20 protein-coding genes are annotated in these 21,107 nt (G+C 34.5%); 9 read left to right on the forward strand and 11 right to left on the reverse strand.

The genetic code is table 11. From position 1 onward, the window contains the following. Position 1 precedes the first annotated feature (1 nt). The 9 genes from ACFQ39_RS06645 to ACFQ39_RS06685 form a co-directional block, all read right to left on the reverse strand. On the reverse strand, positions 2–1,078 hold the full coding sequence (locus tag ACFQ39_RS06645; protein ID WP_377177294.1) for a ThiF family adenylyltransferase: 1,077 nt from the start codon (positions 1,076–1,078) through the stop codon (positions 2–4). 3 nt (positions 1,079–1,081) lie between these two features. Then, positions 1,082–2,203: an NTP transferase domain-containing protein gene (locus ACFQ39_RS06650; RefSeq protein WP_377177296.1), complete on the reverse strand. Its 1,122-nt coding sequence runs from the start codon at positions 2,201–2,203 to the stop codon at positions 1,082–1,084. Further along, positions 2,200–2,691 carry a cyclic pyranopterin monophosphate synthase MoaC gene (moaC, locus tag ACFQ39_RS06655; protein WP_377177298.1) on the reverse strand — a complete coding sequence of 164 codons (492 nt, stop codon included), beginning with the start codon at positions 2,689–2,691 and terminating at the stop codon, positions 2,200–2,202. Before moaC ends, ACFQ39_RS06650 begins: the two co-directional genes overlap by 4 nt. 61 nt (positions 2,692–2,752) lie before the next feature. After that, positions 2,753–3,970, reverse strand: a complete 1,218-nt coding sequence (locus ACFQ39_RS06660; protein WP_377177302.1) for a molybdopterin molybdotransferase MoeA — start codon at positions 3,968–3,970, stop codon at positions 2,753–2,755. An 11-nt stretch (positions 3,971–3,981) separates the two neighbouring features. Beyond that, the gene (gene moaA / locus ACFQ39_RS06665; protein ID WP_377177304.1) at positions 3,982–4,968 is read right to left on the reverse strand and encodes a GTP 3',8-cyclase MoaA; all 987 of its coding nucleotides are present in this window, start codon (positions 4,966–4,968) and stop codon (positions 3,982–3,984) included. 64 nt (positions 4,969–5,032) lie between these two features. After that, entirely contained in the window at positions 5,033–5,446 is a 414-nt protein-coding gene (locus ACFQ39_RS06670; RefSeq protein ID WP_377177306.1) for a DUF6691 family protein, read from the reverse strand. Between the two features lie 10 nt (positions 5,447–5,456). Continuing rightward, positions 5,457–6,014 carry a YeeE/YedE family protein gene (locus tag ACFQ39_RS06675; protein ID WP_377177308.1) on the reverse strand — a complete coding sequence of 186 codons (558 nt, stop codon included), beginning with the start codon at positions 6,012–6,014 and terminating at the stop codon, positions 5,457–5,459. 63 nt (positions 6,015–6,077) lie between these two features. Next, complete coding sequence (locus tag ACFQ39_RS06680; RefSeq protein WP_377177310.1) at positions 6,078–6,725, reverse strand: Crp/Fnr family transcriptional regulator; 648 nt, start codon at positions 6,723–6,725, stop codon at positions 6,078–6,080. A gap of 9 nt (positions 6,726–6,734) precedes the next feature. Further along, positions 6,735–7,907 (reverse strand): 3-deoxy-D-manno-octulosonic acid transferase, encoded by a 1,173-nt coding sequence (locus ACFQ39_RS06685; protein ID WP_377177312.1) that lies wholly within the window; start codon positions 7,905–7,907, stop codon positions 6,735–6,737. A 163-nt stretch (positions 7,908–8,070) separates the two neighbouring features. Here ACFQ39_RS06685 and ACFQ39_RS06690 point away from each other — a divergent pair, with 163 nt between their 5' ends. The 4 genes from ACFQ39_RS06690 to ACFQ39_RS06705 all read left to right on the forward strand — a co-directional run bounded on the left by ACFQ39_RS06690 (position 8,071) and on the right by ACFQ39_RS06705 (position 11,848). After that, positions 8,071–9,222, forward strand: coding sequence for a DegT/DnrJ/EryC1/StrS family aminotransferase (locus tag ACFQ39_RS06690; RefSeq protein ID WP_377177314.1), 1,152 nt, complete (start codon positions 8,071–8,073; stop codon positions 9,220–9,222). After that, positions 9,209–10,234 carry a UDP-glucose 4-epimerase GalE gene (gene galE / locus ACFQ39_RS06695; RefSeq protein ID WP_377177316.1) on the forward strand — a complete coding sequence of 342 codons (1,026 nt, stop codon included), beginning with the start codon at positions 9,209–9,211 and terminating at the stop codon, positions 10,232–10,234. The genes ACFQ39_RS06690 and galE overlap by 14 nt, the downstream gene beginning before the upstream one ends. Next, on the forward strand, positions 10,231–11,283 hold the full coding sequence (gene rfbB, locus ACFQ39_RS06700; RefSeq protein WP_377177318.1) for a dTDP-glucose 4,6-dehydratase: 1,053 nt from the start codon (positions 10,231–10,233) through the stop codon (positions 11,281–11,283). The genes galE and rfbB overlap by 4 nt, the downstream gene beginning before the upstream one ends. Positions 11,284–11,437: 154 nt before the next feature. Then, a complete protein-coding gene (locus ACFQ39_RS06705; protein WP_377177320.1) occupies positions 11,438–11,848 on the forward strand; it encodes a hypothetical protein in 411 nt (136 codons plus the stop codon). Positions 11,849–11,855: 7 nt separating this feature from the next. Here ACFQ39_RS06705 and ACFQ39_RS06710 read toward each other — a convergent pair whose 3' ends face one another. Next, a complete protein-coding gene (locus tag ACFQ39_RS06710) occupies positions 11,856–12,590 on the reverse strand; it encodes a TrmH family RNA methyltransferase (protein ID WP_377177322.1) in 735 nt (244 codons plus the stop codon). Positions 12,591–12,632: 42 nt separating this feature from the next. On the opposite strand from ACFQ39_RS06710, the gene tamL reads away from it, so the two are divergent. The 3 genes from tamL (at position 12,633) to accD (ending at position 17,210) form a co-directional block, all read left to right on the forward strand. Further along, positions 12,633–15,146, forward strand: a complete 2,514-nt coding sequence (gene tamL, locus ACFQ39_RS06715; RefSeq protein ID WP_377177324.1) for a translocation and assembly module lipoprotein TamL — start codon at positions 12,633–12,635, stop codon at positions 15,144–15,146. Positions 15,147–15,197: 51 nt separating this feature from the next. Continuing rightward, positions 15,198–16,265 carry a class II fructose-bisphosphate aldolase gene (fbaA, locus tag ACFQ39_RS06720; RefSeq protein WP_377177326.1) on the forward strand — a complete coding sequence of 356 codons (1,068 nt, stop codon included), beginning with the start codon at positions 15,198–15,200 and terminating at the stop codon, positions 16,263–16,265. Positions 16,266–16,349: 84 nt separating this feature from the next. Beyond that, positions 16,350–17,210, forward strand: a complete 861-nt coding sequence (gene accD / locus ACFQ39_RS06725; RefSeq protein WP_377177328.1) for an acetyl-CoA carboxylase, carboxyltransferase subunit beta — start codon at positions 16,350–16,352, stop codon at positions 17,208–17,210. A 33-nt stretch (positions 17,211–17,243) separates the two neighbouring features. Here accD and ACFQ39_RS06730 read toward each other — a convergent pair whose 3' ends face one another. Then, positions 17,244–18,098: a hypothetical protein gene (locus ACFQ39_RS06730; RefSeq protein ID WP_377177330.1), complete on the reverse strand. Its 855-nt coding sequence runs from the start codon at positions 18,096–18,098 to the stop codon at positions 17,244–17,246. A 176-nt stretch (positions 18,099–18,274) separates the two neighbouring features. Between ACFQ39_RS06730 and rpsO the strand changes: the two genes are divergently transcribed. Beyond that, positions 18,275–18,544 (forward strand): 30S ribosomal protein S15, encoded by a 270-nt coding sequence (rpsO, locus tag ACFQ39_RS06735; protein ID WP_377177332.1) that lies wholly within the window; start codon positions 18,275–18,277, stop codon positions 18,542–18,544. 135 nt (positions 18,545–18,679) lie between these two features. Then, on the forward strand, positions 18,680–20,917 hold the full coding sequence (locus ACFQ39_RS06740) for a polyribonucleotide nucleotidyltransferase (protein WP_377177334.1): 2,238 nt from the start codon (positions 18,680–18,682) through the stop codon (positions 20,915–20,917). Positions 20,918–21,107: the final 190 nt, after the last annotated feature.

A 21,107-nucleotide genomic window follows, 5' to 3' on the forward strand; every position in this document is an offset into this window, starting at 1 on the left:
GCTAAAAATTTTCGATTCCTTTTTCTAAGCTAAAGATCATTAAGTTGGGATATTTCACTTTTAATTGACTTGTTGCTGCATAGCTATTTATTCCTTTTCTACATACGAAAACATATTTTTTAGAGGGGTTGAGATCAATTTTCTCTGAATTAAATTGTTTAAAAGGAATGGTTTCGTTTACATTGAACGGAAGTTCGAATTCAGGATCTTCAATCACAGAAATCACATGAAATTGCCCTTTTTTTTCTTTCATTTCTTGGCTCGTAATGAGCCAGTCTTTTAACTGTACTTCACAACGAGCATCTTCATACGTGTTTTGATCCCAAAGTTCTAAAATGGTATCTCGATTTACTTTAGCTTTACCCTTTATCTTAAGTTGTTGATTGTTAAGACTGTTGTAAACCAATAATAGGTTGACAAGCGGATCTCCTAAATTTGATATGACTTTTATAACTTCATTGGCCTGCATTAGACCAATTATTCCCACAATAGGATTTAAAGTTCCAACTTCAGCACAATTAGGAACCTGTGTTTTTGGAATTTCAGGAAAAAAATCTCTCAAATTGGTAGAATAACCATTTGGAGTTTTTAGGTTAAATGTGGCTACATAACCATCAAATTTATATAAAGAGCCATAAATCAAAGGTTTATTTAGAAGGATGGCCGCATCGTTCAGTAAATATTTTGTTGGCAAACTATCGGTACAATCCACAATTAAATCAAAGATTTCAAGTGTTTTAAGCGCATTTTCTTTGGTCAATGCCATTGTTTTAGGAAACACTTTTAAAAAAGGATTTATCATACGAAGATGTTGGGCCAGAACAAAGGCTTTTGGTTTGCCTATGTCTTCAGTTTTAAAAAATACCTGTCGATGTAAATTGGAAACCTCTACTTTATCAAAATCGATTAAATGCATTGTGCCAATTCCCGAAGCTGCCAAATAACTCGCTACCGGATTTCCCAATCCACCGCAACCGACAATTACAATTTTTGCTTGGGAGAGTTTTTTCTGGCCAGCTTCACCGAATTCTTTCAAACCAGTTTGCCTCTGATATAAGTTTTGCTCGTTGAGTTCCATTGTTTAAGTCAAAGATTTTTCGATTTCCTCTTTTACTTTTAGGTATTCATCGGGAGTATTTACATTAGTGATGAATTTTTCATCTATGTCGATAATTTCCACATCATTGTTAATCAATACTTTTCGTGGACAACTTACTCCTAAGGCCAAATATTGTAGAAGAATTGGATAAGCTTTAGGTTCCCATAGGGTAATTAAAGGCTCTGGAAAATCTTTATTTTTTCCTTTAAATGCTGTGGCAATTTTTTTCGGATTGCGCTTTTGGAGCAATAAGTCAAGTATGTTTTGATCGATAAAAGGTAAGTCTGTTGCAACTACCAACCAGGCCTTATTTGGATCTTTCTGAAAAGCAGAACAAATAGCTCCAAAAGGGCCTAAACCTGTAAATGTATCTTGAATACAATCAAAACCAGAAATGGATTGTCCGTTTCTTGTAGAAAAATACACAGGGAATTGTGCTGTTTGAAATAAATGATGCAAAAATTCTTGATGAGGTTTTCCGTGAAAATCAAGCTGAGCCTTATCTTTACCCATTCTTTCGCTTTTACCACCCACCAAAATAAGTCCATTTACTGAAGCTACTTCTTGTAAAATTAGGTTTTCGATATGGGCCGATATGGCATCGATTTGATCAATTTCGTATTGATGAATATTTTGTAAATAAGGATGTTCTTCCAAAAGAAAATCAAATACTTCAGTTGTATCAGACTTAATGATAAACTGAACATTTGTGAGCTGTGAAGACCTTTTTTTTATGGAAGCTTCTTTCTTAGCATCTATGATTAGAATCTGTTGTTCTGCCTGAAAATGATTTCCGTTTACGAATAAAAAGTCGTAACCAGAAAAAAGGATTTTATCGTTATAACGATTGGATGGTTGATTAGAATGAACTTGAAAATCGCCCGAGCTATGAAAAGTATAAGAATCTACATGAGGTGCGTTTACTAGTTCCTTGTGAGAAGCATCGATATAGGCCAGCTTATATTTTTCGCTTAATTTTTCACTGATCTTTGACGATAGTTGATAAATATTGTCACAGGTTGAACCCAATAAGGCCATTTCACATACGCCAAAATTTCCTGCTTTTCTTCTCGCTAGTGTAGCGTGTTTTCTATGGTTTTTCATTTTTCTTTTGCTTTTAAATGATAATCAGATTTTCCTCCTGTCTTATTGAGTAATTTGATTTCTTTGATCACCATTTTTTGTGAGAGAGCTTTACACATATCATAAACCGTAAGTGCAGAAACACTTGCACCGTGGAGGGCTTCCATTTCTATTCCGGTTTTCCCTTCTGTAAAAACCGAACAAAGGATTTCTATATGGTCTTCATCGGCAATTTCAATACTTATATCTACTCCATTAATTGGCAAAGGATGGCACATCGGAATAACATCCCAAGTTTTTTTTACCGCTTGAATACCAGCAATGATGGCTGTTTGAAAAACAGGTCCTTTTTTGGTTTTGAGCTCATCCATACGGAAATGAGAAATTATTTCTTTACCCAAAAACATGCGGGCAAAAGCTGTTGCATTTCTTTTGGAAATAGATTTCTCGCTTACATTCACCATTTTTGGTTGGTTTTTTTTATCGATATGTGAAAAAGAATCGGACATATGTAAAAGAATAACTACTCCTGATTGGAGTTTTTGTCGAATATGGTCAAATTTAAAGATATTATCGGTAATAATGAATAGGGAAGATTTCTCCTTTATTAAAATGATCTCGTTCAGCAGGTAATTCTAAAAAAGCATTACATTCAGTGAGGTTTGCCAAATCTCCGGAGCCTTTTCCTGCCAAAGGTTGTGCAAACACTTTTCCATTGATCGTCTCTGTGGCGACTTGCAAAAAATAAGTGAGCTTGGGTTTAAAAGAATAATCTTCTTTTAAAATAGCCGTTTCTGATTTTAAATTAATTTCACATGATCGAAAAAACCATGGCTGAAAATATTTTACACAGCACATGAAGGTAGAAACCGGATTCCCAGGAAAAGCAAAGAATGTTTTGTTTCCTTTTTTACCAAACCAAAAAGGTTTACCGGGTCTTTGGTTTACCCTATGAAAATATTTTACAACCCCTAATTCTTCCAACACCTCAGGAAGAAAGTCAAATTTTCCTTTACTAACAGCTCCACTAAAAATACAAACATCAAATTGTTGAATAATTTTTGCGAGAGACTCTTTCAACAATTTCTTATTGTCGTTTACATGAAAATTTTGCGCTTCAATACCCCAATTTTTTAATTGAGCAGAAAGTGCGTGTACGTTACTTCTTCTTATTTGAAAAGGTTTTGGTGTTTGATGGATTTCCACGAGCTCATCTCCCGTAGAAATGATGGCGACTTTAGGGGTTTTTGACACTTCAACCTGCGCTTTTCCAACTGTGGCAAGAACACTGATTTCAGCAGGTGAAATTTTAGTATTTTTAGGAATGAGTAAATCTTTTTCTTTTTTATCTAAACCCTGAAAATGAACGTTTTGATGAAATTTTACCTCCTCATTTTCTATGATTGCCTCACCGTTTTCGACTCTTATTAGTTCATATGGAATTACAGTATCTGTGTTCTCCGGTAGAACTGCTCCTGTCATTACTTCCAAGCAATTTTTAGGATTTTCTAGTGTTAATTGTTCAGTTCCTGCCGCTTGAATACCTTCAATTTCAAATGTTCTATTACCTTGGTTGTATTGAGAGAATTGAATAGCAATACCGTCCATGCTAACGCGATTAAAAGGAGGAAAATCTCTATCTGCAAAAATATTTTCCTTTACGACCTTCCCAAGAGAGTTAGGCAAGTCAACCTTTTCTGAACCAAAGTCTTCAGTTTGACTTAAAACAATTTCGAGTGCTTGTTCTACAGAAATGTTTTCACTTGAAAAATTACATGAAATTGACATAAATTTTGATTTTATCCGCCAATGGTGGACATGCTTTCCGAAACTTTTTTATCTTTTCTGTTTTTTTCAGCATCGAAACCATTTTTTGGTTTTTTAAGAATAGTGTCTTGAAACACCTTTTTTATCTCATCATCACTCGCACCAGCTCTGATAAAATCACGTATAGAAAAGACGCCATCATCAAACAGACAATTCTTAAATAAGCCTGTTGCTGTAAGTCGGATGCGGTTACAATCACTGCAAATGGTTCTGGTAAAGGCAGGGATGATGCCAAATGTTCCTAAAGCTTGATCAAGCTGATAATTTTTTGAAGTGGAATTTTTCTCCTCAGGCAATGCGTTAAAATGGGGAAAACTTCTTTCTATGGTCTGCAGAATTCTTGTAAAATTCCAGTTTTCTTGCACGGATCTTTGACCTGTACCGTTAAACGGCATTTCTTCGATGAATCTGACAGAAATTCGATTGTTTTTGGTGAGTTCTACAAAATCTGCAATTTCATCCGTGTTTACCCCGCTTTGCACAACTACATTAAGTTTAAGCCTTAATCTACTTTTTAACAATCGATCAAAAGTAGACATGGTTTCATCAAATAAATCTCTTCTGGTAATTTGCTTAAATTTTTCTTTTTGAAGTGTGTCTAAACTGAGGTTGATGGCGTGAATACCAAGTTCTTCGAGTTTCGGTATATGAGGTGAAATTAAGGCTCCGTTAGTTGTGATACTGATTTGTTTGAGGTTTTTGTTAAACGAAAGAGACTCTAAAAAATGAATAAAATCTTTTCTAACAAAAGGTTCTCCGCCGGTAAGTCTTACTTTATCAACACCGAGTTCACTCAATACTCTAATAACACGATACATTTCTTTATATGAGAGCAACTCTTTGCGGTCTACAATATCTATTCCTTGAGAAGGCATGCAATATTGACAACGTAAATTACAACGGTCGGTAACCGCCATTCTCAAATAATTAATATTTCTGCCAAAAGAATCTTTGAGCATATTTATTGTGTCATTTTCGCAAAATCAAAGATACGGCAATATTGCAAATAGAGTTAGAAGTTGATTAATGAGGTAACTTTTGTTTCACAGCATGATAAAAATAGGCTCCTAAAACGGCACCCAAGAGTACGACCAAAATAGCTAAAACACCCTTACCTAAAAGAATAAACATTGGTCCGGGGCAAGCACCTCCAAGCGCCCAACCTAATCCAAAAATAATTCCACCGAATAAATTTCGAGGTATTCCTTTTTTCTTTTCTTCTACCAATATGTTTTGATGGGAAATGGATTTTAATTTTTGTGTTTTAAATCCTCTAACAATAAAAAAACCAATTACAACGGCAGATCCTATTACGCCATACATATGAAATGATTGAAGTTTGAACATTTCATAAATTCTATACCAAGAAATAACTTCAGCTTTGCTTAAAACAATTCCAAATATTACACCGACTAAAACAAATTTTATATATTTCATGTATATCTATTTAGAAGATTAATGGAAGGATAAGCCAAGTCATGATTAAACCACCGATAAAAAAACCGGCAACAGCGATAAAAGATTCAGTTGCCATGCTGCTCAATCCAACAATCCCATGCCCTGATGTACAACCTCCGGCATAACGGGAACCAAAACCAACTAATAAACCCGCTACAAGTAAAATAATAAAACCTTTTACAGATAGTAAGGCATTTAATCCATAAATTTCTTCAGGTAAATAAGTCTGGCCGGCATTTTGAAAACCTATTTCAGATAGATTTTCAACAGTTTTTGGATTAAGTGCAATGTTTTCATCAGGTGTCATGTATTGATGCGCGATAAAACCACCTATGATTAAACCCAATACAAATGCCAAATTCCACAGATTTTTTTTCCAATCAAATTTGAAAAAATCGACAAATTTTCCGGCACCAGCCATAGAGCATAGCGTTTCTAAATTGGATGATACTCCAAATTTTTTGTCGAAAAAAAACATGAGATACATGCACACAGCAATCATGGGACCGGCAACATACCAAGGCCAGGGTTCGAGTAAGAAATTCATATTCAATAGCTTAAACTCATAAAATTAGAAGAAATTCTTGCTTTAACAGTAACATTTGTTACACTAAAAGTCTAAAATATCAATTTTGTTGCGATGTAATTTTATTTTTCCTTCGTTTTCAAGATGTTTCAAAAGTCTCGATACTACCACCCTTGATGTATGTAAATCTGAGGCAATATCCTGATGGGTAATATTTAACTCTGTATTTCGCATAATTTTTACCTTATCTGTGAGGTATTTAAAAATACGATCCTCCATTTTCATAAAAGCGAGGGTATCTATGGCTTCGAACATTTCATTAATTCGAATGTTATAACTATCGAAAATAAATGTTCTCCAAGTTTTATATTTCACCATCCATTCCTCCAGTTTATTCACTGGTATGAAAATAACTTCAGAATCTTTTTCTGCAATTCCTCTTACCTGACTTTTCATGGTTCCTAAGCAGCTTCCAAAAGAAACCGTGCAAGTATCACCTCTCTCTAAAAAGTAGAGCACAATTTCCTCGCCGTGCTTGTCTTCTCGGCTTATTTTTATCGCACCATTGATTAAAAGAGGAATTTTATCGAATTTATCATTGATATCGATTAATAATTCATTTTCTTTTATTTTTTTAAAAACACCGACTTCGGCTATATCATCTATAAGTTCTTTCTCAAAAGCGATATGGAAAAAATCACTTAGTTTTTCTTTTATTTCAGCTTTGTTCATTTTGTAAATTTAAGTATTCTGATGGATGTTTTCTTTTAAATATGCTAAAATGATTGAAGTTGCACCTCTGTGCTCATCAACATATTCCTTTGCTTTCTGCCCTTTTGATAAACGGAGCTTTTGATCATCTCTCAAATTGGCGAGAACTTGGTTAGTGGTTATATGATCCTTAATCACTTCACAAGCACCTATTGCGACAAGATCTTTGGCTTCTTCAAATTTATCAAAATTAGGACCTATTAGTATCGGAATCCCAAAAGCTGCTGGTTCTAAAACATTATGCAGGCCACTGGTTCCAAAACCACCGCCAACATAGGCTACATCAGCATAACTGTAGATTTTCGTCAGAATTCCTACAGTATCAACTATAAAAACGTTCGCCGTTTCAATGTTTTTTTGATCTGAAAATAACACTGTTTCTTTTTTGATAGCTTGTTTAAGCTCTGCAATTGTTTGAGGTGTTACATTGTGTGGAGCAATAATGAATTTCTCATTTTCTGAAGATTCTTTATTGATATAGGAGATCAGTAAAGCTTCTCCTTTGGACCAAGTGCTACCTGCGACCAAAGTATATTTATGTTGTTTGAATTTTTCGATAAAATCTAAGTGATTATCTTGTTCTGATATAGCAGAAACCCTATCAAATCTTGTGTCGCCACTAACAGTCACATTTTTAAATCCCATGGATTTTAAGAGATTTTCTGAAGGTATATTCTGAACAAAAAAATGAGAAAAAGTTTCTAAAGATTTTATCATCCAGGTGCCATAACTTTTAAAGAATATTTGATCTTCCCTAAATGTACCGCTTACCAAAAGCGTCTTTATTTTATTTCTCTTTAATTCATTTAAATAATTTGGCCAAAATTCATATTTAACAAAAATGGCCATTTCTGGATGAATAAGTCCAATAAATTTTTTTGCATTTGCAGAGGTATCTACAGGCAAATAACAGACAACATCTGCTAAGGGATAGTTTTTCCTCACTTCATATCCCGATGGAGAAAAAAATGTCAACACAATTTTATATTGTGGAAATGAATCTTTGACCTCTTCGATGATTGGTCTGCCTTGTTCAAATTCTCCCAAAGAAGCGCAATGAAACCAAATCACCCGATCACTTTTATTGATTTTCGCATTGATCAATTCAAAACTCCTTTTTCTTCCCTCAACAAAAAGTTTCATTTTTGGCGAAAAAAAACCTGAAAGGGGAAGCAATTTTTGGGCGAGCTCTGTAGTTATGTTGTAAATCAAATTCATTTCCTTGCGAAAATATAAATTTAGTCTATGAGGGCGCAAAATATTTGTATTTTTGTTCAGAATTGAACCCCGAATTAACAAGTTCTCTATGAAAAAACTACAAATGGTTGACTTGCAAAGTCAATATGAAAGAATACAACCGGAAATAGACAAAGCGGTTATTGATGTGATTCGTTCTGCGGCATTTATTAATGGTCCGCAGGTAAAACAATTTCAAACCTCTCTAGAAAAATATTTAGATGTAAAACATGTAATACCTTGTGCAAATGGAACCGATGCCCTTCAAATTGCCATGATGGGATTAGGATTAGAGCAAGGTGATGAGGTAATTACAGTCGATTTTACTTTTGCTGCAACCGTCGAAGTAATTGCGCTTTTAAAATTAACTCCGGTTCTAATTGATGTCGAAAAAGACACGTTCAACCTCGATATCGATGCCTTAAAAAAGGCCATCACACCAAAAACAAAGGCCATTGTTCCTGTTCATTTATTTGGTTTGTGTGCCAATATGGAAGCCATCATGGAAGTGGCCAAAGCGCACAATTTATATGTGATCGAAGATACAGCTCAGGGAATAGGTGCTGACTTTACTTTTAGCGATGGAACAAAGAAAAAAGTGGGAACTATTGGAGATGTGGGAACAACTTCATTTTTTCCATCGAAAAATTTAGGTTGTTACGGAGATGGCGGTGCTATTTTCACTAATAATGACGATTTGGCCCATGTTTTAAGAGGAATCGTAAACCACGGGATGTATCAAAGATATTACCACGATGTGGTTGGGGTAAATTCAAGATTAGATTCTCTACAGGCTGCTATTTTAGACATAAAACTTCCTCATCTCGAAACTTATAACAAAAAAAGAAGGGAAGCTGCTCGATATTATAACCAAGGGTTTAAAAACAATCCAAATATTCTTACTCCAACGACAAAGAAATGTGGGGATATTTGTGATACATGTGATTGCCATGTATTTCATCAATACACGTTGCAGATTACAAATGGCAAAAGAGATGCATTGCACCAACATTTAAATGAACTTCAGATTCCAAACGCCATTTATTATCCTGTTGCGCTTCATAAACAAAAAGCCTATGAAGACGAGCGCTATAAAGAATCAGATTTCACAGTAACAAATGAGTTGGTGAAAAATGTCATTTCTTTACCTATGCATACTGAACTAGAAAAAGAACAACAAGATTATATCATAAAAACCATTGTCGATTTTGTCGGAAATTAAAAAGAAAATATTGGTTACCGGCGGACTTGGGTTTATAGGTTCGCACACAGTTGTAGCTCTGCAAGAAAGAGGATTTGAGGTTATTATTATTGACGATTTATCAAATTCCCGTGTTGAAGTTCTAGATGGAATTTTTTCCATTTCAGGTATCAAACCTATTTTTTATCAAATTGACCTCAGAGATAAGCCAAAAGTAAAGCGAGTATTTGAGGAGCATAAAATTGATGGAGTAATTCATTTTGCTGCGTCAAAAGCTGTTGGAGAAAGTGTTGAAAAACCATTACTGTATTATGGAAATAACTTAATTTCTCTTTTGAATTTATTAGGAGTTATGGTTCAACATAAATCGGAAAATATCATTTTCAGTTCTTCTTGTACTGTTTATGGGCAGGCCGACAAATTACCAATCACTGAAAATGCTCCAACAAAACCAGCCGAATCTCCTTATGGTAACACAAAACAAATAGGAGAAGAAATTTTAAGAGATGTAGCCAAAGTAGACCCAATAAATGTAATTGCTTTGCGTTATTTCAATCCCATTGGAGCACATGAAACTGCGAAAATTGGAGAATTACCTTTGGGAGTTCCTCAGAATCTTATTCCGTTTGTCACCCAAACTGCGGCAGGGATCAGAAAAGAATTATCAGTTTTTGGGAATGATTACCCCACAACAGACGGCACGGCCGTAAGAGACTATATTCATGTGGTCGACCTAGCGGAAGCTCATGTGGCTGCATTAGAGCGATTGTTAAAAGGAAAGAATAAATCAAAATTTGAAACTTTTAATGTAGGAACTGGGAAAGGAAGTTCTGTTTTAGAAGTTATTCAGGCTTTTGAAAGAGTTTCCGGCAAAAAATTAAACTATAAAATTGTAGGGAGAAGGGAAGGTGATATTACTGCGGCTTATGCGGATACTTCCCTGGTCAATACGGAATTGGGTTGGACATCTAAACTATCATTGGAAGATGCCTTAGATTCTGCCTGGAAATGGCAACAAAAACAAGTTAAATGAAAAAGAAGAAAATACTAATTACCGGCGGAGCGGGTTTTATTGGCTCTCATGTAGTGCGGTTATTTGTCAATAAATATCCTGGTTATGAGATCTTTAATTTAGATGCTTTAACCTATGCCGGAAATTTAGAGAATATAAAAGACATTGAAAACAAGCCCAATTATCATTTTGTAAAGGGAAATATTAAGGATATTGAGTTTATTCAATCCCTTTTTAAGGAGAATCAATTCGACGCCGTGATTCATTTGGCAGCCGAGAGTCATGTAGATCGATCTATTACTCATCCCAATGAGTTTATTGAAACCAATGTTTTAGGTACTGCAAATTTACTCAATGCAGCCAGAGATTTGTGGAAAAATAACCTTGAAGATAAGTTGTTTTACCACGTTTCTACGGATGAAGTGTACGGATCTTTGGGGAAGGAAGGTTTGTTTACCGAAGAAACCCCTTATGATCCCCAATCACCGTATTCGGCATCAAAGGCAGCTTCAGATCATTTGGTCCGAGCCTATGGAAACACCTACAATTTACCATTTGTGATAAGCAATTGTTCAAATAATTATGGATCTTTTCAGTTTCCGGAAAAACTAATTCCCCTTTTTATCAATAATATTCAACAAGGAAAATCTTTACCTGTCTATGGCGATGGAAATTATACGAGAGATTGGTTATTTGTAGAAGACCATGCTCAAGCGATAGATGTTATTTTTCACAGTGAAAAGTTAGGAGAAACCTATAATATTGGAGGTTTTAACGAATGGACAAACCTAAATTTGATTCATTTGTTATGTAAATTGATGGATGAAAAGTTAAAAAAACCTCAGGGTACATCTGCACAACTGATTACATTTGTGAAAGATAGAGCAGGTCATGACAGACGTTATGCAATTGATGCAAATAAACTGAATCGGGAATTGGGCTGGAAACCCAGTGTAACTTTTGAAGAAGGTTTGTCTAAAACTTTAGATTGGTATTTGGCCAATAAAGAATGGCTTAAAAACGTTACTTCAGGCGACTATCAACTGTATTATGAAAAAATGTACGGTTAAAAAAAAGGGCTATCAAGTCCTTTTTTTATGCTTTCTTTTAGAAAACATTATGCTTTTGATTTTGTTTAGCCCACTCTTTTTCGTAAATTTAGGCAACACTAGCTACATACTTTTGTAGTATTTCTATTAGTATCATCAATAAAATTTTTCCCCCATGAAGAAAGTTGGTATTTGGATTGATCAAAAAGCGGCCAATGTAATTAGCATTGAAGAAAATCAAGAGAAAACACAAACCATTTATTCAGAAATTGAAAGTCGAGAAAGATTTCCCGGAGAAGGAAAGCAATTTGGTAGATTTGGAGATCAGTATTTGGTAAAAGAAAAAAAGCAAACCAATCAGTTTAATCAGCAACTTAAAAAATATTTGAGTACTGTAGTTGATGCTGTAAAAGACAGTGATGAAATTCTGGTGTTTGGCCCTGCACAAACAAAAAAAGAATTGGAGAAATTATTGCTTGAAAAACCCGATCTAACCTCTAAATTAAATGCGGTAATTTCAGCAGAACAAATGACAGATAATCAGAAAGTTGCATATGTACGTGATTATTTCAAAAAAATGAAATAAATAGACATTAGAAACTTGTCTTTCTTTTAAACTCGCTCAGAATGATTGCGGTAGCAGTGCTCACGTTGAGGCTTTCTGTGGCTTGATTTTGGCCAAATTGAGGAATTGTAATTTTATGTTGAATCAATTGTGATATTTGAGCAGAAATTCCGTTGGCTTCATTCCCCATAATTATGACGGCTTCTTTTTCTAAATTATTCTGATAGATATTTCCACCTTCTAAAAAAGTTCCGTAAATCGGTCTTTTTTCAGGTTTCAAATAAGTCTCCAAATCCTCGTAGATTATTGAAACCCGGGCAATAGAGCCCATACTCGCTTGCACAACTTTAGGGTTGTAACAATCTACTGTGTTTTTAGAACAAACCAATTTCCGAACATCAAACCAATCGCAAAGTCGGATAATAGTACCTAAATTTCCGGGGTCATTTATATCGTCTAAAACCAAAGTAATCCCATTTCGATCCAACTCGATTTTTTTAGGAAATTCAAAAATTCCTAAAACTTCGTTTGGCGATTTTAAATTACTGATTTTTTTTAGTTCCGATGGAGAAATAAGGATAGATTTTGGGTGTTGAATTTGATTAAAAAAATCTTCTAAAGCAAAAATCTGATGAATTTCAAAATCAGCATTCATGAGCTCTTTGACAGTTTTAATTCCTTCAGCTACAAAAAGATTATATTCGTTTCTGTACTTCTTTTGTTTCAGTTGATTTAATAATTTGAGCTGCTTATTGCTTACCATGTAAATAGTGTTATTTTTGATGTGAACTAAAAAATGAAATAATTGCCTCCATCGATTACAAAAATAGTATTCTTTACGCTATTTTTTGTTGTGATTACAGCATGTAATACAACAAAATATGTGACCGAAGAGGATTCTTTACTTCGAAAAAATACAATTGTTGTTGACGAGAAAAAGTATAACGAATCTGATTTATACGATTATCTTATCCAAAGGCCTAACAGTTATATATTTGGAGTGCCAGTTGCCTTAAGTATTTATAATCTTGGGAATCCTGATTTTGAAGAGAACTTGCAAGAATGGTCTTTAAATCACCAAAAAAAATACAACTTTTTCAAAAATGTTTTTTCCGAAAAGCAAACACTAGTTGTTTTTAATACAGAAAAGGGTTTTAACGACTGGTTTTTGAAAAAGGGTCGACCTCCGGAAATTTATAACAGTTTGAAAGCGGAAAGATCTGCCCGATCGCTAAAAAGCTATTTTTTTGCGCAGGGATACTTTGATGCTGATGTGTCATTTTTGGAAAACTATTCAAAAGAAAGAGAGGTAAGTATAAAATATGAAGTAACAAAGAACGAAAGATATAAAATAGACACATTATTAACTGAAATTGCTTCACCAATTCTCGATTCGATATATAAGTTGAATGATAAAGAATCCTTGGTAAAAAAGGGAAAGCCATTTATTTTTGACTCTTTTGAAGATGAAAAAGATAGATTAGACAAACTTTTTAAAAACTCCGGAATTTATCGCTTTAACGCCAGTACAATTGGTTACTATTCAGATTCGCTAAATGAACCAAAAAATAAGAAAGTAGTTCTCAAAATACCGGAAAGAATTGTATCAGAAGGAGATAGTATTTTTATTAAACCCTATAAAATTCAAAGATATAAAAAAGTAAATGTCTATATTGATTTTGATAAGACCACAGATAAAGGTCAAGCAAAAGACTCCGTTTTTTTTGCGAATATGGGTTATTTTTCTCCCAATAAATTGCAATACAAACCTCACCGATTAGACGATGCATTTTTCTTGTATCCCGATAGTATTTTTAGAACAGATGATATCAATATTACTTTGAGTCATTTGCGAAAGTTACAAAATTTTAAGCCCGCTATCGCTGTTAATATCACAGAAAATGAAGATGAATCATTAGAAGCAGATGTCTATCTTCAATCGCTAAAAAAATATGCACTTAAATTTGATTTAGATGCCACAACTTCAAATACAAAGCCATTTGGGATTTTGGGTAAGTTTTCATTTTTAGACAGAAATATTTTTCATGGTTTAGAACTTTTTGAACTGTCTTTTCAGGGTTCTTTTTTAAATGTTAGCTATGATCCTACCAATAGCTCGCGTTTTTTTAATGCATGGGAGTTTATCACCAAAGCCTCGCTTACTATACCGCGAATTTTCTTTCCATTTAATACAGAAAATATAATTTCAAAAGAAATGTCGCCCGTTACTGTTTTCGATCTTTCAGCAGGAACTCAAAAGAATATTGGATTAGATCGATTAACCGCTACCTCTGGATTAAATTATACATGGCGCGGAAATAAAAATTTAGGGCATAGATTCGATCTTTATAATTTTCAATTGATAAAAAATCAAAATATAGAAAACTATTTTACGGTTTACAATTCGGAATACGAAAAGGTTAATCTGGTTCACATAGATATTGTCGGAACTGAATTGGAAAATGATTATGACGAAATTAATATGTTTATAGATGAGATATTAGACCCACAAAATGGCTACAAAGAAACTAATCCAACTGAGTTTAATACGATATCTGATGTAGAGGAAAGGAAGATAATTTTGACTGAGAATGTAGTAGTCCCTACTATTTCCTATGCCATAAATTATAACACAAAGGAAGATTTGAGCGATTTGGATTTTTATTATTTATCGGCAAGAGTAGTTGCATCAGGAAATTTAAGTACTGCCCTTTCATCCAAAAGCAACGAATCTGGACAAAAGTTAATGTTTGGTTTACCCATTGCTCAATATTTTAAAACAGAATTTGAATTCAAGAGATATTGGAACACATTTGGAACAAATGTTTTTGTAGCGAGATCTCTTATTGGCATTGCTATACCATACGGAAATAATACTGCAGTGCCTTTTAGCAGAAGTTATAGTGCCGGTGGATCCAATGATAATAGAGCGTGGCAAATTTATGACCTAGGACCTGGAGGAGAATTAAATTTTCTGGAATTTAATGTTGGAACGTTTAAAATTGCGACTAACTTCGAATATAGATTTAAATTACTCGATAAAATTTATAGTGCCCTTTTTGTGGACGCAGGAAACATTTGGGACATTACCAATTCAAATCTTACGGGAGAGAAAGGTAAATTCACAGGATTTTCATCTTTAGAAAACATAGCAATTGGTTCAGGCGTGGGTCTGCGCTATGATTTTGGTTTTTTGATATTTAGATTCGATGTAGGTTTTAAAACCTATGAACCCTACCTTCCTGATAATAAACGCTGGTTTACAAATTATAATTTTGGAAATGCAGTGTATAATATAGGTATCAATTACCCATTTTAAATCTATTTTATTTACTATTTTTGTGCTTCGAAAAACTCTTAAACCAACGATATGTCTAGTAAAATAAAACCGGGAGTATTAACCGGAGATGCAGTTCAAGCAATGTTTGATCTCGCAAAAGAGAAAAAATTTGCCATGCCTGCTGCAAATGTCATCAGTTCTAGTACGATAAACGCAGTCTTAGAAACATCAAAAGAATTAAATGCACCTGCAATTATTCAATTTTCGAATGGTGGTGCCCAATTCAACGCAGGTAAAGGCTTGAGTAATGAAAATCAAGCGGCTGCAATTGCTGGAGCTATTGCCGGAGCAAAACATGTACATTTAATGGCAGACGCATACAAAGTTCCTGTAATTTTACATACAGATCATTGTGCAAAGAAGTTGTTGCCTTGGATTGATGGATTATTAGATGCCGGAGAAGTTTTTTTTAAAGAAACCGGAAAACCATTGTTTAGCTCTCATATGATTGATCTTTCTGAAGAGCCTTTGACAGAAAACATTGAATTATGTAAAAAATACCTAGAGCGAATGAGCAAAATGGGTATGACGCTTGAAATAGAATTAGGAATAACCGGAGGTGAAGAAGATGGTGTTGATAATTCTGATGTTGACGCTTCAAAATTATACACTCAACCAGAAGAAGTAGCTTATGCTTATGAAGAGCTGAGAAAGGTAAGTGATAAATTTACGATTGCCGCTGCGTTCGGAAATGTGCATGGTGTGTACAAACCCGGAAATGTAAAATTGACACCTAAAATATTAGATAATTCTCAAAAATATATTGAGAAAAATTATAATACAGGCAAAAACCCTGTGGATTTTGTTTTTCATGGAGGGTCTGGTTCTTCTGTTGAAGAGATTAGAGAAGCCATTGGATACGGTGTTGTAAAAATGAACATAGATACTGATTTACAATACGCTTACCTAGCCGGAGTACGCGATTATATTCAAGGAAAAAAAGATTACTTACAAAGCCAAATAGGAAATCCAGATGGAGAAGATTCTCCTAATAAAAAGTATTATGATCCGAGAACCTGGATTCGTGAAGGCGAAATAGCTTTTAAAGAAAGATTGACCCAGGCTTTTAAAGACCTAAACAATATCAATACATTGTAAAACCTATAAAAAACAGAGTGTTATGTTTAAATACTCTGTTTTTGTTTTTCTTCCCCCGCGCACATAAACTTAACAAATACAATTATGAGTAATTGGTTTCAAAGAAAGATGAAGGGTATTCAAACACCTACCGAAAAAAAGATGGATGTGCCCAAAGGTTTGTGGTACAAATCGCCTAGCGGGAAAGTAATCGATTCAGATGAATTAAAGGAGAATTTATATGTGAGTCCTGAAGATGGGTATCACGTAAGAATTGGTAGTGAACAGTATTTTGAGATTTTTTTTGACAACAATAAATTCAAAGAACTCGATGCTAAAATTACAGCTAAAGACCCGCTGAAGTTTGTTGATACAAAAAAATATACGGACCGTTTAAAAGAGGCTCAAGAAAAGACAAAGTTGAAAGATGCAGTCCGCACGGCAGTGGGAAAATCATTTGGAAAAGATCTTGTTGTTGCTGCGATGGATTTTGCTTTTATTGGAGGTTCTATGGGTAGTGTTGTTGGTGAGAAAATTGCGAGAGCAATCGATTACTCAATTAAACATAAAGTGCCGTTTTTAATGATTTCAAAATCGGGTGGAGCCAGAATGCAGGAAGCTTCTTATTCTCTGATGCAATTGGTCAAAACTTCAGTTAAATTGGCTCAGTTGGCAGAAACAAAAATCCCATATATTTCTTTATGTACAGATCCTACAACCGGAGGTACAACAGCTTCTTATGCGATGTTAGGTGATATTAATATCGCTGAACCGGATGCACTGATCGGTTTTGCAGGACCAAGAATTGTAAAAGATACGACGGGGAAGGATTTGCCAGAAGGGTTTCAGAAATCCGAATTTTTATTAGAGCACGGTTTTCTAGATAAGATTATTGAAAGGAAAGATCTAAAACGTATGGTTAATTTATATATTGACCTCATTCAAAATAAGCCAATCAGGAGCTAAAAAAAGAGGCTGATTTCAGCCTCTTTTTTATTTTTATTTTCTCAATTTGATTTCGTAGAGTTTTCCATTAGCCTCAATTGTGGCAAGATCATCACACTCACCATCTCCAAAATCGAGTAGTAGTTTTTTCCCTTTTCTCTGAATTTCAATAGTACCTTTATTAACAAATTTACAAGTGTATTCTTTTCTTAAAGGTTCATTGATCTTTCCTGATTGCGAACTGCCATCAGGATGTATAATACTCCAATTCCCAGTAATCAGAAAAGCATCATCGTCAAAAGTTCTCGTGGCATAACCTTCAATCCATTCTCTTTTATGGTTTCCTTTTGCCTCAACTGCATATCCATCTTCATTTGTAATTGTAAGATCTCTTATGATCATAGCTTCCGGATTTCCAAAATCGTTTAATCTTATTCTGTCAACATTTGTTAAACCCTCAATTTTATACCCATTGAAATAAAAATTTTCATAGGTGTGTTTTACGTTAATCGAGGCAGTTGTCAAATCATAGCTAAAAACCGAAATCACTTTTCCTTTTAATTGATCCCCTGAAAAGGATGAACAGCCATCACCAAAATCGAGTACAAGGGTTTTTAAATTTCCTTTCATTTCTGAAGTAATCATCACACATTCGGGATACATATAAGTTTTTGACATTTCGGCTTTTTTAGCCACAGATAAATCTTCAGAAACATATATTTCTTCCAATAAAGAAGAGACTCCTTCAGACACCATTTCTGCATCTATTTGAAATCTTGCCATCTGTTCGAAATCTGTTTGGGCCGAAGCTTCTATGTCTTCATCATCATTACAACTCAAAAGAAATGTTGCTCCTATCGTTAAGTACATACTGTATTTAACGAATTTGAATAGATTTTTTCGTTTCATTATAGTTTTTTTAGCAATTTTACTTTTTCTAAACCTTTCGTTTATCTGAGGAGACTCTATATTTAACGGGAATGCACTTTTAATATTGTTAATCAAAATAATAATTTTATCTTTGCCGCCTGATATCATTATATCAAAGTCAGTACATAAAAATGATTAAGTAAATTAATGTTAGCATGTATTTAACAGCAGAAAAAAAGAAAGAGATTTTCAAAAAGCACGGAAAATCCGAAAATGACACAGGGACTTCAGAAGCACAAATTGCTTTGTTCACTTACAGAATTAGCCATTTAACAGAACACTTAAAGAATAATCGTAAAGATTTTAACACTCAGCGTTCTTTGGTAAAATTAGTTGGTAAAAGAAGAGACCTTTTAGACTATTTAATGAAGGTAGATATTGAAAGATATCGTAATATCGTTAAAGAATTAGGTTTAAGAAAATAATTTTCAAGAGAGGCTTTGCGCCTCTCTTTTTGTCTGCACTCAGTAGTAATTCATTGGCAAACTTCGAACAACACAACTACTTAAGTTTAAAATGAATTAGTAATGCCTTTATAGGCAATTTAACAAAATGAGTTTATGATACCACAAACTTTTAAAGAAACCATTACTTTGGAAGATGGGAGAACCATTTCCATAGAAACTGGTAAATTAGCCAAACAAGCACATGGATCTGTTGTTGTAAGAATGGGAGACGCCATGTTATTATGTACAGTAGTTTCCTCTTACAATCCAACAACAGCTGATTTTTTCCCGTTAACAGTAGATTATCGCGAAAAATTTGCTGCAGCTGGCCGTTATCCCGGAGGATTTTTCAAAAGAGAAGCTAGACCAAGTGATGGTGAAGTGTTGACAATGAGAATTGTTGATAGAGTATTGCGCCCATTGTTTCCATCTGATTACAGGTTTGAAACACAGGTTATGATACAATTAATGTCGCATGATGAAGATGTGATGCCCGATGCTCTTGCAGGATTAGCAGCGTCTGCAGCAATCCAAGTTTCCGATATTCCTTTCGAATGTCCGATTTCTGAAGTAAGAGTTGCCAGAATTGACGGAGAGTTTATATTAAATCCAAGTCAACAACAACTAGAACTTTCTGATATTGATATGGTTATCGGTGCTTCAGAAGATTCAGTAATGATGGTTGAAGGCGAGTTGAAAGAAATATCTGAAGAAGAAATGGTTGAAGCCATTCGTTTCGGACATGAGGCAATCAAATTACAATGTCAGGCGCAAACCAAACTTGCAGAAGCCTTTGGTAAAAAGGAAAAAAGAACTTATGAAGCTGCAGAAACCAATGACGAATTAGCTGCTAAAATCAAAGATCTTGCCTATGATAAGATCTATGCAGTTGCCAAGGCAGGAAGTAGCAAGAGAGAGCGAACAGAAGCATTTGCTGAGATAAAAGAAGAAGTATTAGCTTCTTTTACCGAAGAGGAATTAGAGGAAATGGGAGGTTTGATCAAAAACTATTACCATAAAATAGAAAAGGAAGCTGTAAGAGAACTTACCCTTGCAGAAGGATTGCGTTTAGATGGAAGAAAAACAACCGAAATCAGACCAATTTGGTGCGAGGTTGACTATTTGCCATCTACACATGGCTCTTCAATCTTTACCAGAGGAGAAACACAAGCCTTGGCAACGGTAACCCTTGGTACTTCGAGAGAAGCCAATCAAATTGATATGCCAACTTTCCAAGGAGAAGAAAAATTCTATTTGCATTATAATTTCCCACCATTTTCTACCGGAGAAGCATATCCTTTAAGAGGAACTTCAAGAAGAGAAATCGGACACGGAAATTTGGCGCAGAGAGCATTGACAAATATGATTCCGGAAGATTGTCCATATACCATCAGAGTCGTATCAGAGGTTTTAGAATCTAACGGTTCTTCTTCTATGGCAACGGTTTGTGCCGGTACAATGGCGTTGATGGATGCAGGTATACAAATGAAAAGACCGGTTTCAGGAATTGCGATGGGCTTGATTTCTGATGGCGAACGTTTTGCTGTTTTATCTGATATTTTGGGTGATGAAGATCATTTAGGTGATATGGATTTTAAAGTAACCGGTACGGAAGACGGAATTACTGCTTGTCAGATGGATATCAAAATTAAGGGTATGCCTTATGAAATTTTGATCAAAGCTTTACACCAAGCACGCGAAGGTCGTTTACACATTTTAGAGAAATTAGTAGAAACAATTCCACAGCCTAATGCAGATGTCAAAGCGCATTCACCAAAAATTATCACTAGAACAATTCCTGGAAGCTTTATTGGTGCATTAATAGGACCTGGAGGAAAAGTAATTCAAGAATTACAAAAAGCTACTGGTACTACGATTGTGATTAATGAAGTAGACGAGCAAGGTGTGGTTGAAATTTTAGGAACAAAACAAGAGGGAATTGACGCCGTTTTAGCAAAAATCGATTCTTTAATGTTTAAACCTGAAGCAGGAAAAACCTACGAGGTAAAAGTAATTAAAATGCTGGACTTTGGTGCCGTGGTAGAGTATACCGATGCACCTGGTAATGAAGTTCTTCTTCACGTAAGTGAATTGGCTTGGGAAAGAACAGAAAATGTATCTGATGTTGTAAAACTTGGAGATGTTTTTGAAGTAAAGCATTTTGGAATTGATCCAAGAACCAGGAAAGAGAAAGTTTCGAGAAAAGCCCTGTTGCCAAAACCAGAAGGTTTTGTGGAAAAACCACCTAGAGATAACAACAGAGATCGAGATAGAAACAATAGAGGTGGTAACCGAGATAATAGAAATCGCGATAATCGCAGAGATCATAAAAGAGAAGGCGGAGATCAATAAGATTAAAGTTTTCTTAAAATGTTCAAAAGGTCTGATATTTGATATCAGGCCTTTTTGTATATAATTTAGACAAAATAATTTTTGACTTTTGCCGTTTTGTTAGGCCATAATACTCAAAAGAGGATAAAATTTTGGGTATTTTTTAATGTTTTGTAACATTTAGAGTAAAAATTACGTATATCTATATACA

The sequence above is a fragment of the Namhaeicola litoreus genome (assembly GCF_042679565.1).
GTDB lineage: Bacteria > Bacteroidota > Bacteroidia > Flavobacteriales > Flavobacteriaceae > Namhaeicola > Namhaeicola litoreus.

What these genes read in the sequence shown, in the direction of transcription:
- ACFQ39_RS06690 (WP_377177314.1), top strand. Translation starts at nt 8,071, where the DNA reads ATGAAAAAACTACAAATGGTTGACTTGCAAAGTCAATATGAAAGAATA.
- ACFQ39_RS06705 (WP_377177320.1), top strand. Translation starts at nt 11,438, where the DNA reads ATGAAGAAAGTTGGTATTTGGATTGATCAAAAAGCGGCCAATGTAATT.
- ACFQ39_RS06670 (WP_377177306.1), bottom strand. Translation starts at nt 5,446, where the DNA reads ATGAAATATATAAAATTTGTTTTAGTCGGTGTAATATTTGGAATTGTT.
- ACFQ39_RS06710 (WP_377177322.1), bottom strand. Translation starts at nt 12,590, where the DNA reads ATGGTAAGCAATAAGCAGCTCAAATTATTAAATCAACTGAAACAAAAG.
- ACFQ39_RS06730 (WP_377177330.1), bottom strand. Translation starts at nt 18,098, where the DNA reads ATGAAACGAAAAAATCTATTCAAATTCGTTAAATACAGTATGTACTTA.
- ACFQ39_RS06645 (WP_377177294.1), bottom strand. Translation starts at nt 1,078, where the DNA reads ATGGAACTCAACGAGCAAAACTTATATCAGAGGCAAACTGGTTTGAAA.
- moaC (WP_377177298.1), bottom strand. Translation starts at nt 2,691, where the DNA reads ATGTCCGATTCTTTTTCACATATCGATAAAAAAAACCAACCAAAAATG.
- ACFQ39_RS06740 (WP_377177334.1), top strand. Translation starts at nt 18,680, where the DNA reads ATGATACCACAAACTTTTAAAGAAACCATTACTTTGGAAGATGGGAGA.
- ACFQ39_RS06680 (WP_377177310.1), bottom strand. Translation starts at nt 6,725, where the DNA reads ATGAACAAAGCTGAAATAAAAGAAAAACTAAGTGATTTTTTCCATATC.
- ACFQ39_RS06675 (WP_377177308.1), bottom strand. Translation starts at nt 6,014, where the DNA reads ATGAATTTCTTACTCGAACCCTGGCCTTGGTATGTTGCCGGTCCCATG.
- ACFQ39_RS06685 (WP_377177312.1), bottom strand. Translation starts at nt 7,907, where the DNA reads ATGAAACTTTTTGTTGAGGGAAGAAAAAGGAGTTTTGAATTGATCAAT.
- fbaA (WP_377177326.1), top strand. Translation starts at nt 15,198, where the DNA reads ATGTCTAGTAAAATAAAACCGGGAGTATTAACCGGAGATGCAGTTCAA.
- ACFQ39_RS06650 (WP_377177296.1), bottom strand. Translation starts at nt 2,203, where the DNA reads ATGAAAAACCATAGAAAACACGCTACACTAGCGAGAAGAAAAGCAGGA.
- rfbB (WP_377177318.1), top strand. Translation starts at nt 10,231, where the DNA reads ATGAAAAAGAAGAAAATACTAATTACCGGCGGAGCGGGTTTTATTGGC.
- accD (WP_377177328.1), top strand. Translation starts at nt 16,350, where the DNA reads ATGAGTAATTGGTTTCAAAGAAAGATGAAGGGTATTCAAACACCTACC.
- moaA (WP_377177304.1), bottom strand. Translation starts at nt 4,968, where the DNA reads ATGCTCAAAGATTCTTTTGGCAGAAATATTAATTATTTGAGAATGGCG.
- rpsO (WP_377177332.1), top strand. Translation starts at nt 18,275, where the DNA reads ATGTATTTAACAGCAGAAAAAAAGAAAGAGATTTTCAAAAAGCACGGA.
- ACFQ39_RS06660 (WP_377177302.1), bottom strand. Translation starts at nt 3,970, where the DNA reads ATGTCAATTTCATGTAATTTTTCAAGTGAAAACATTTCTGTAGAACAA.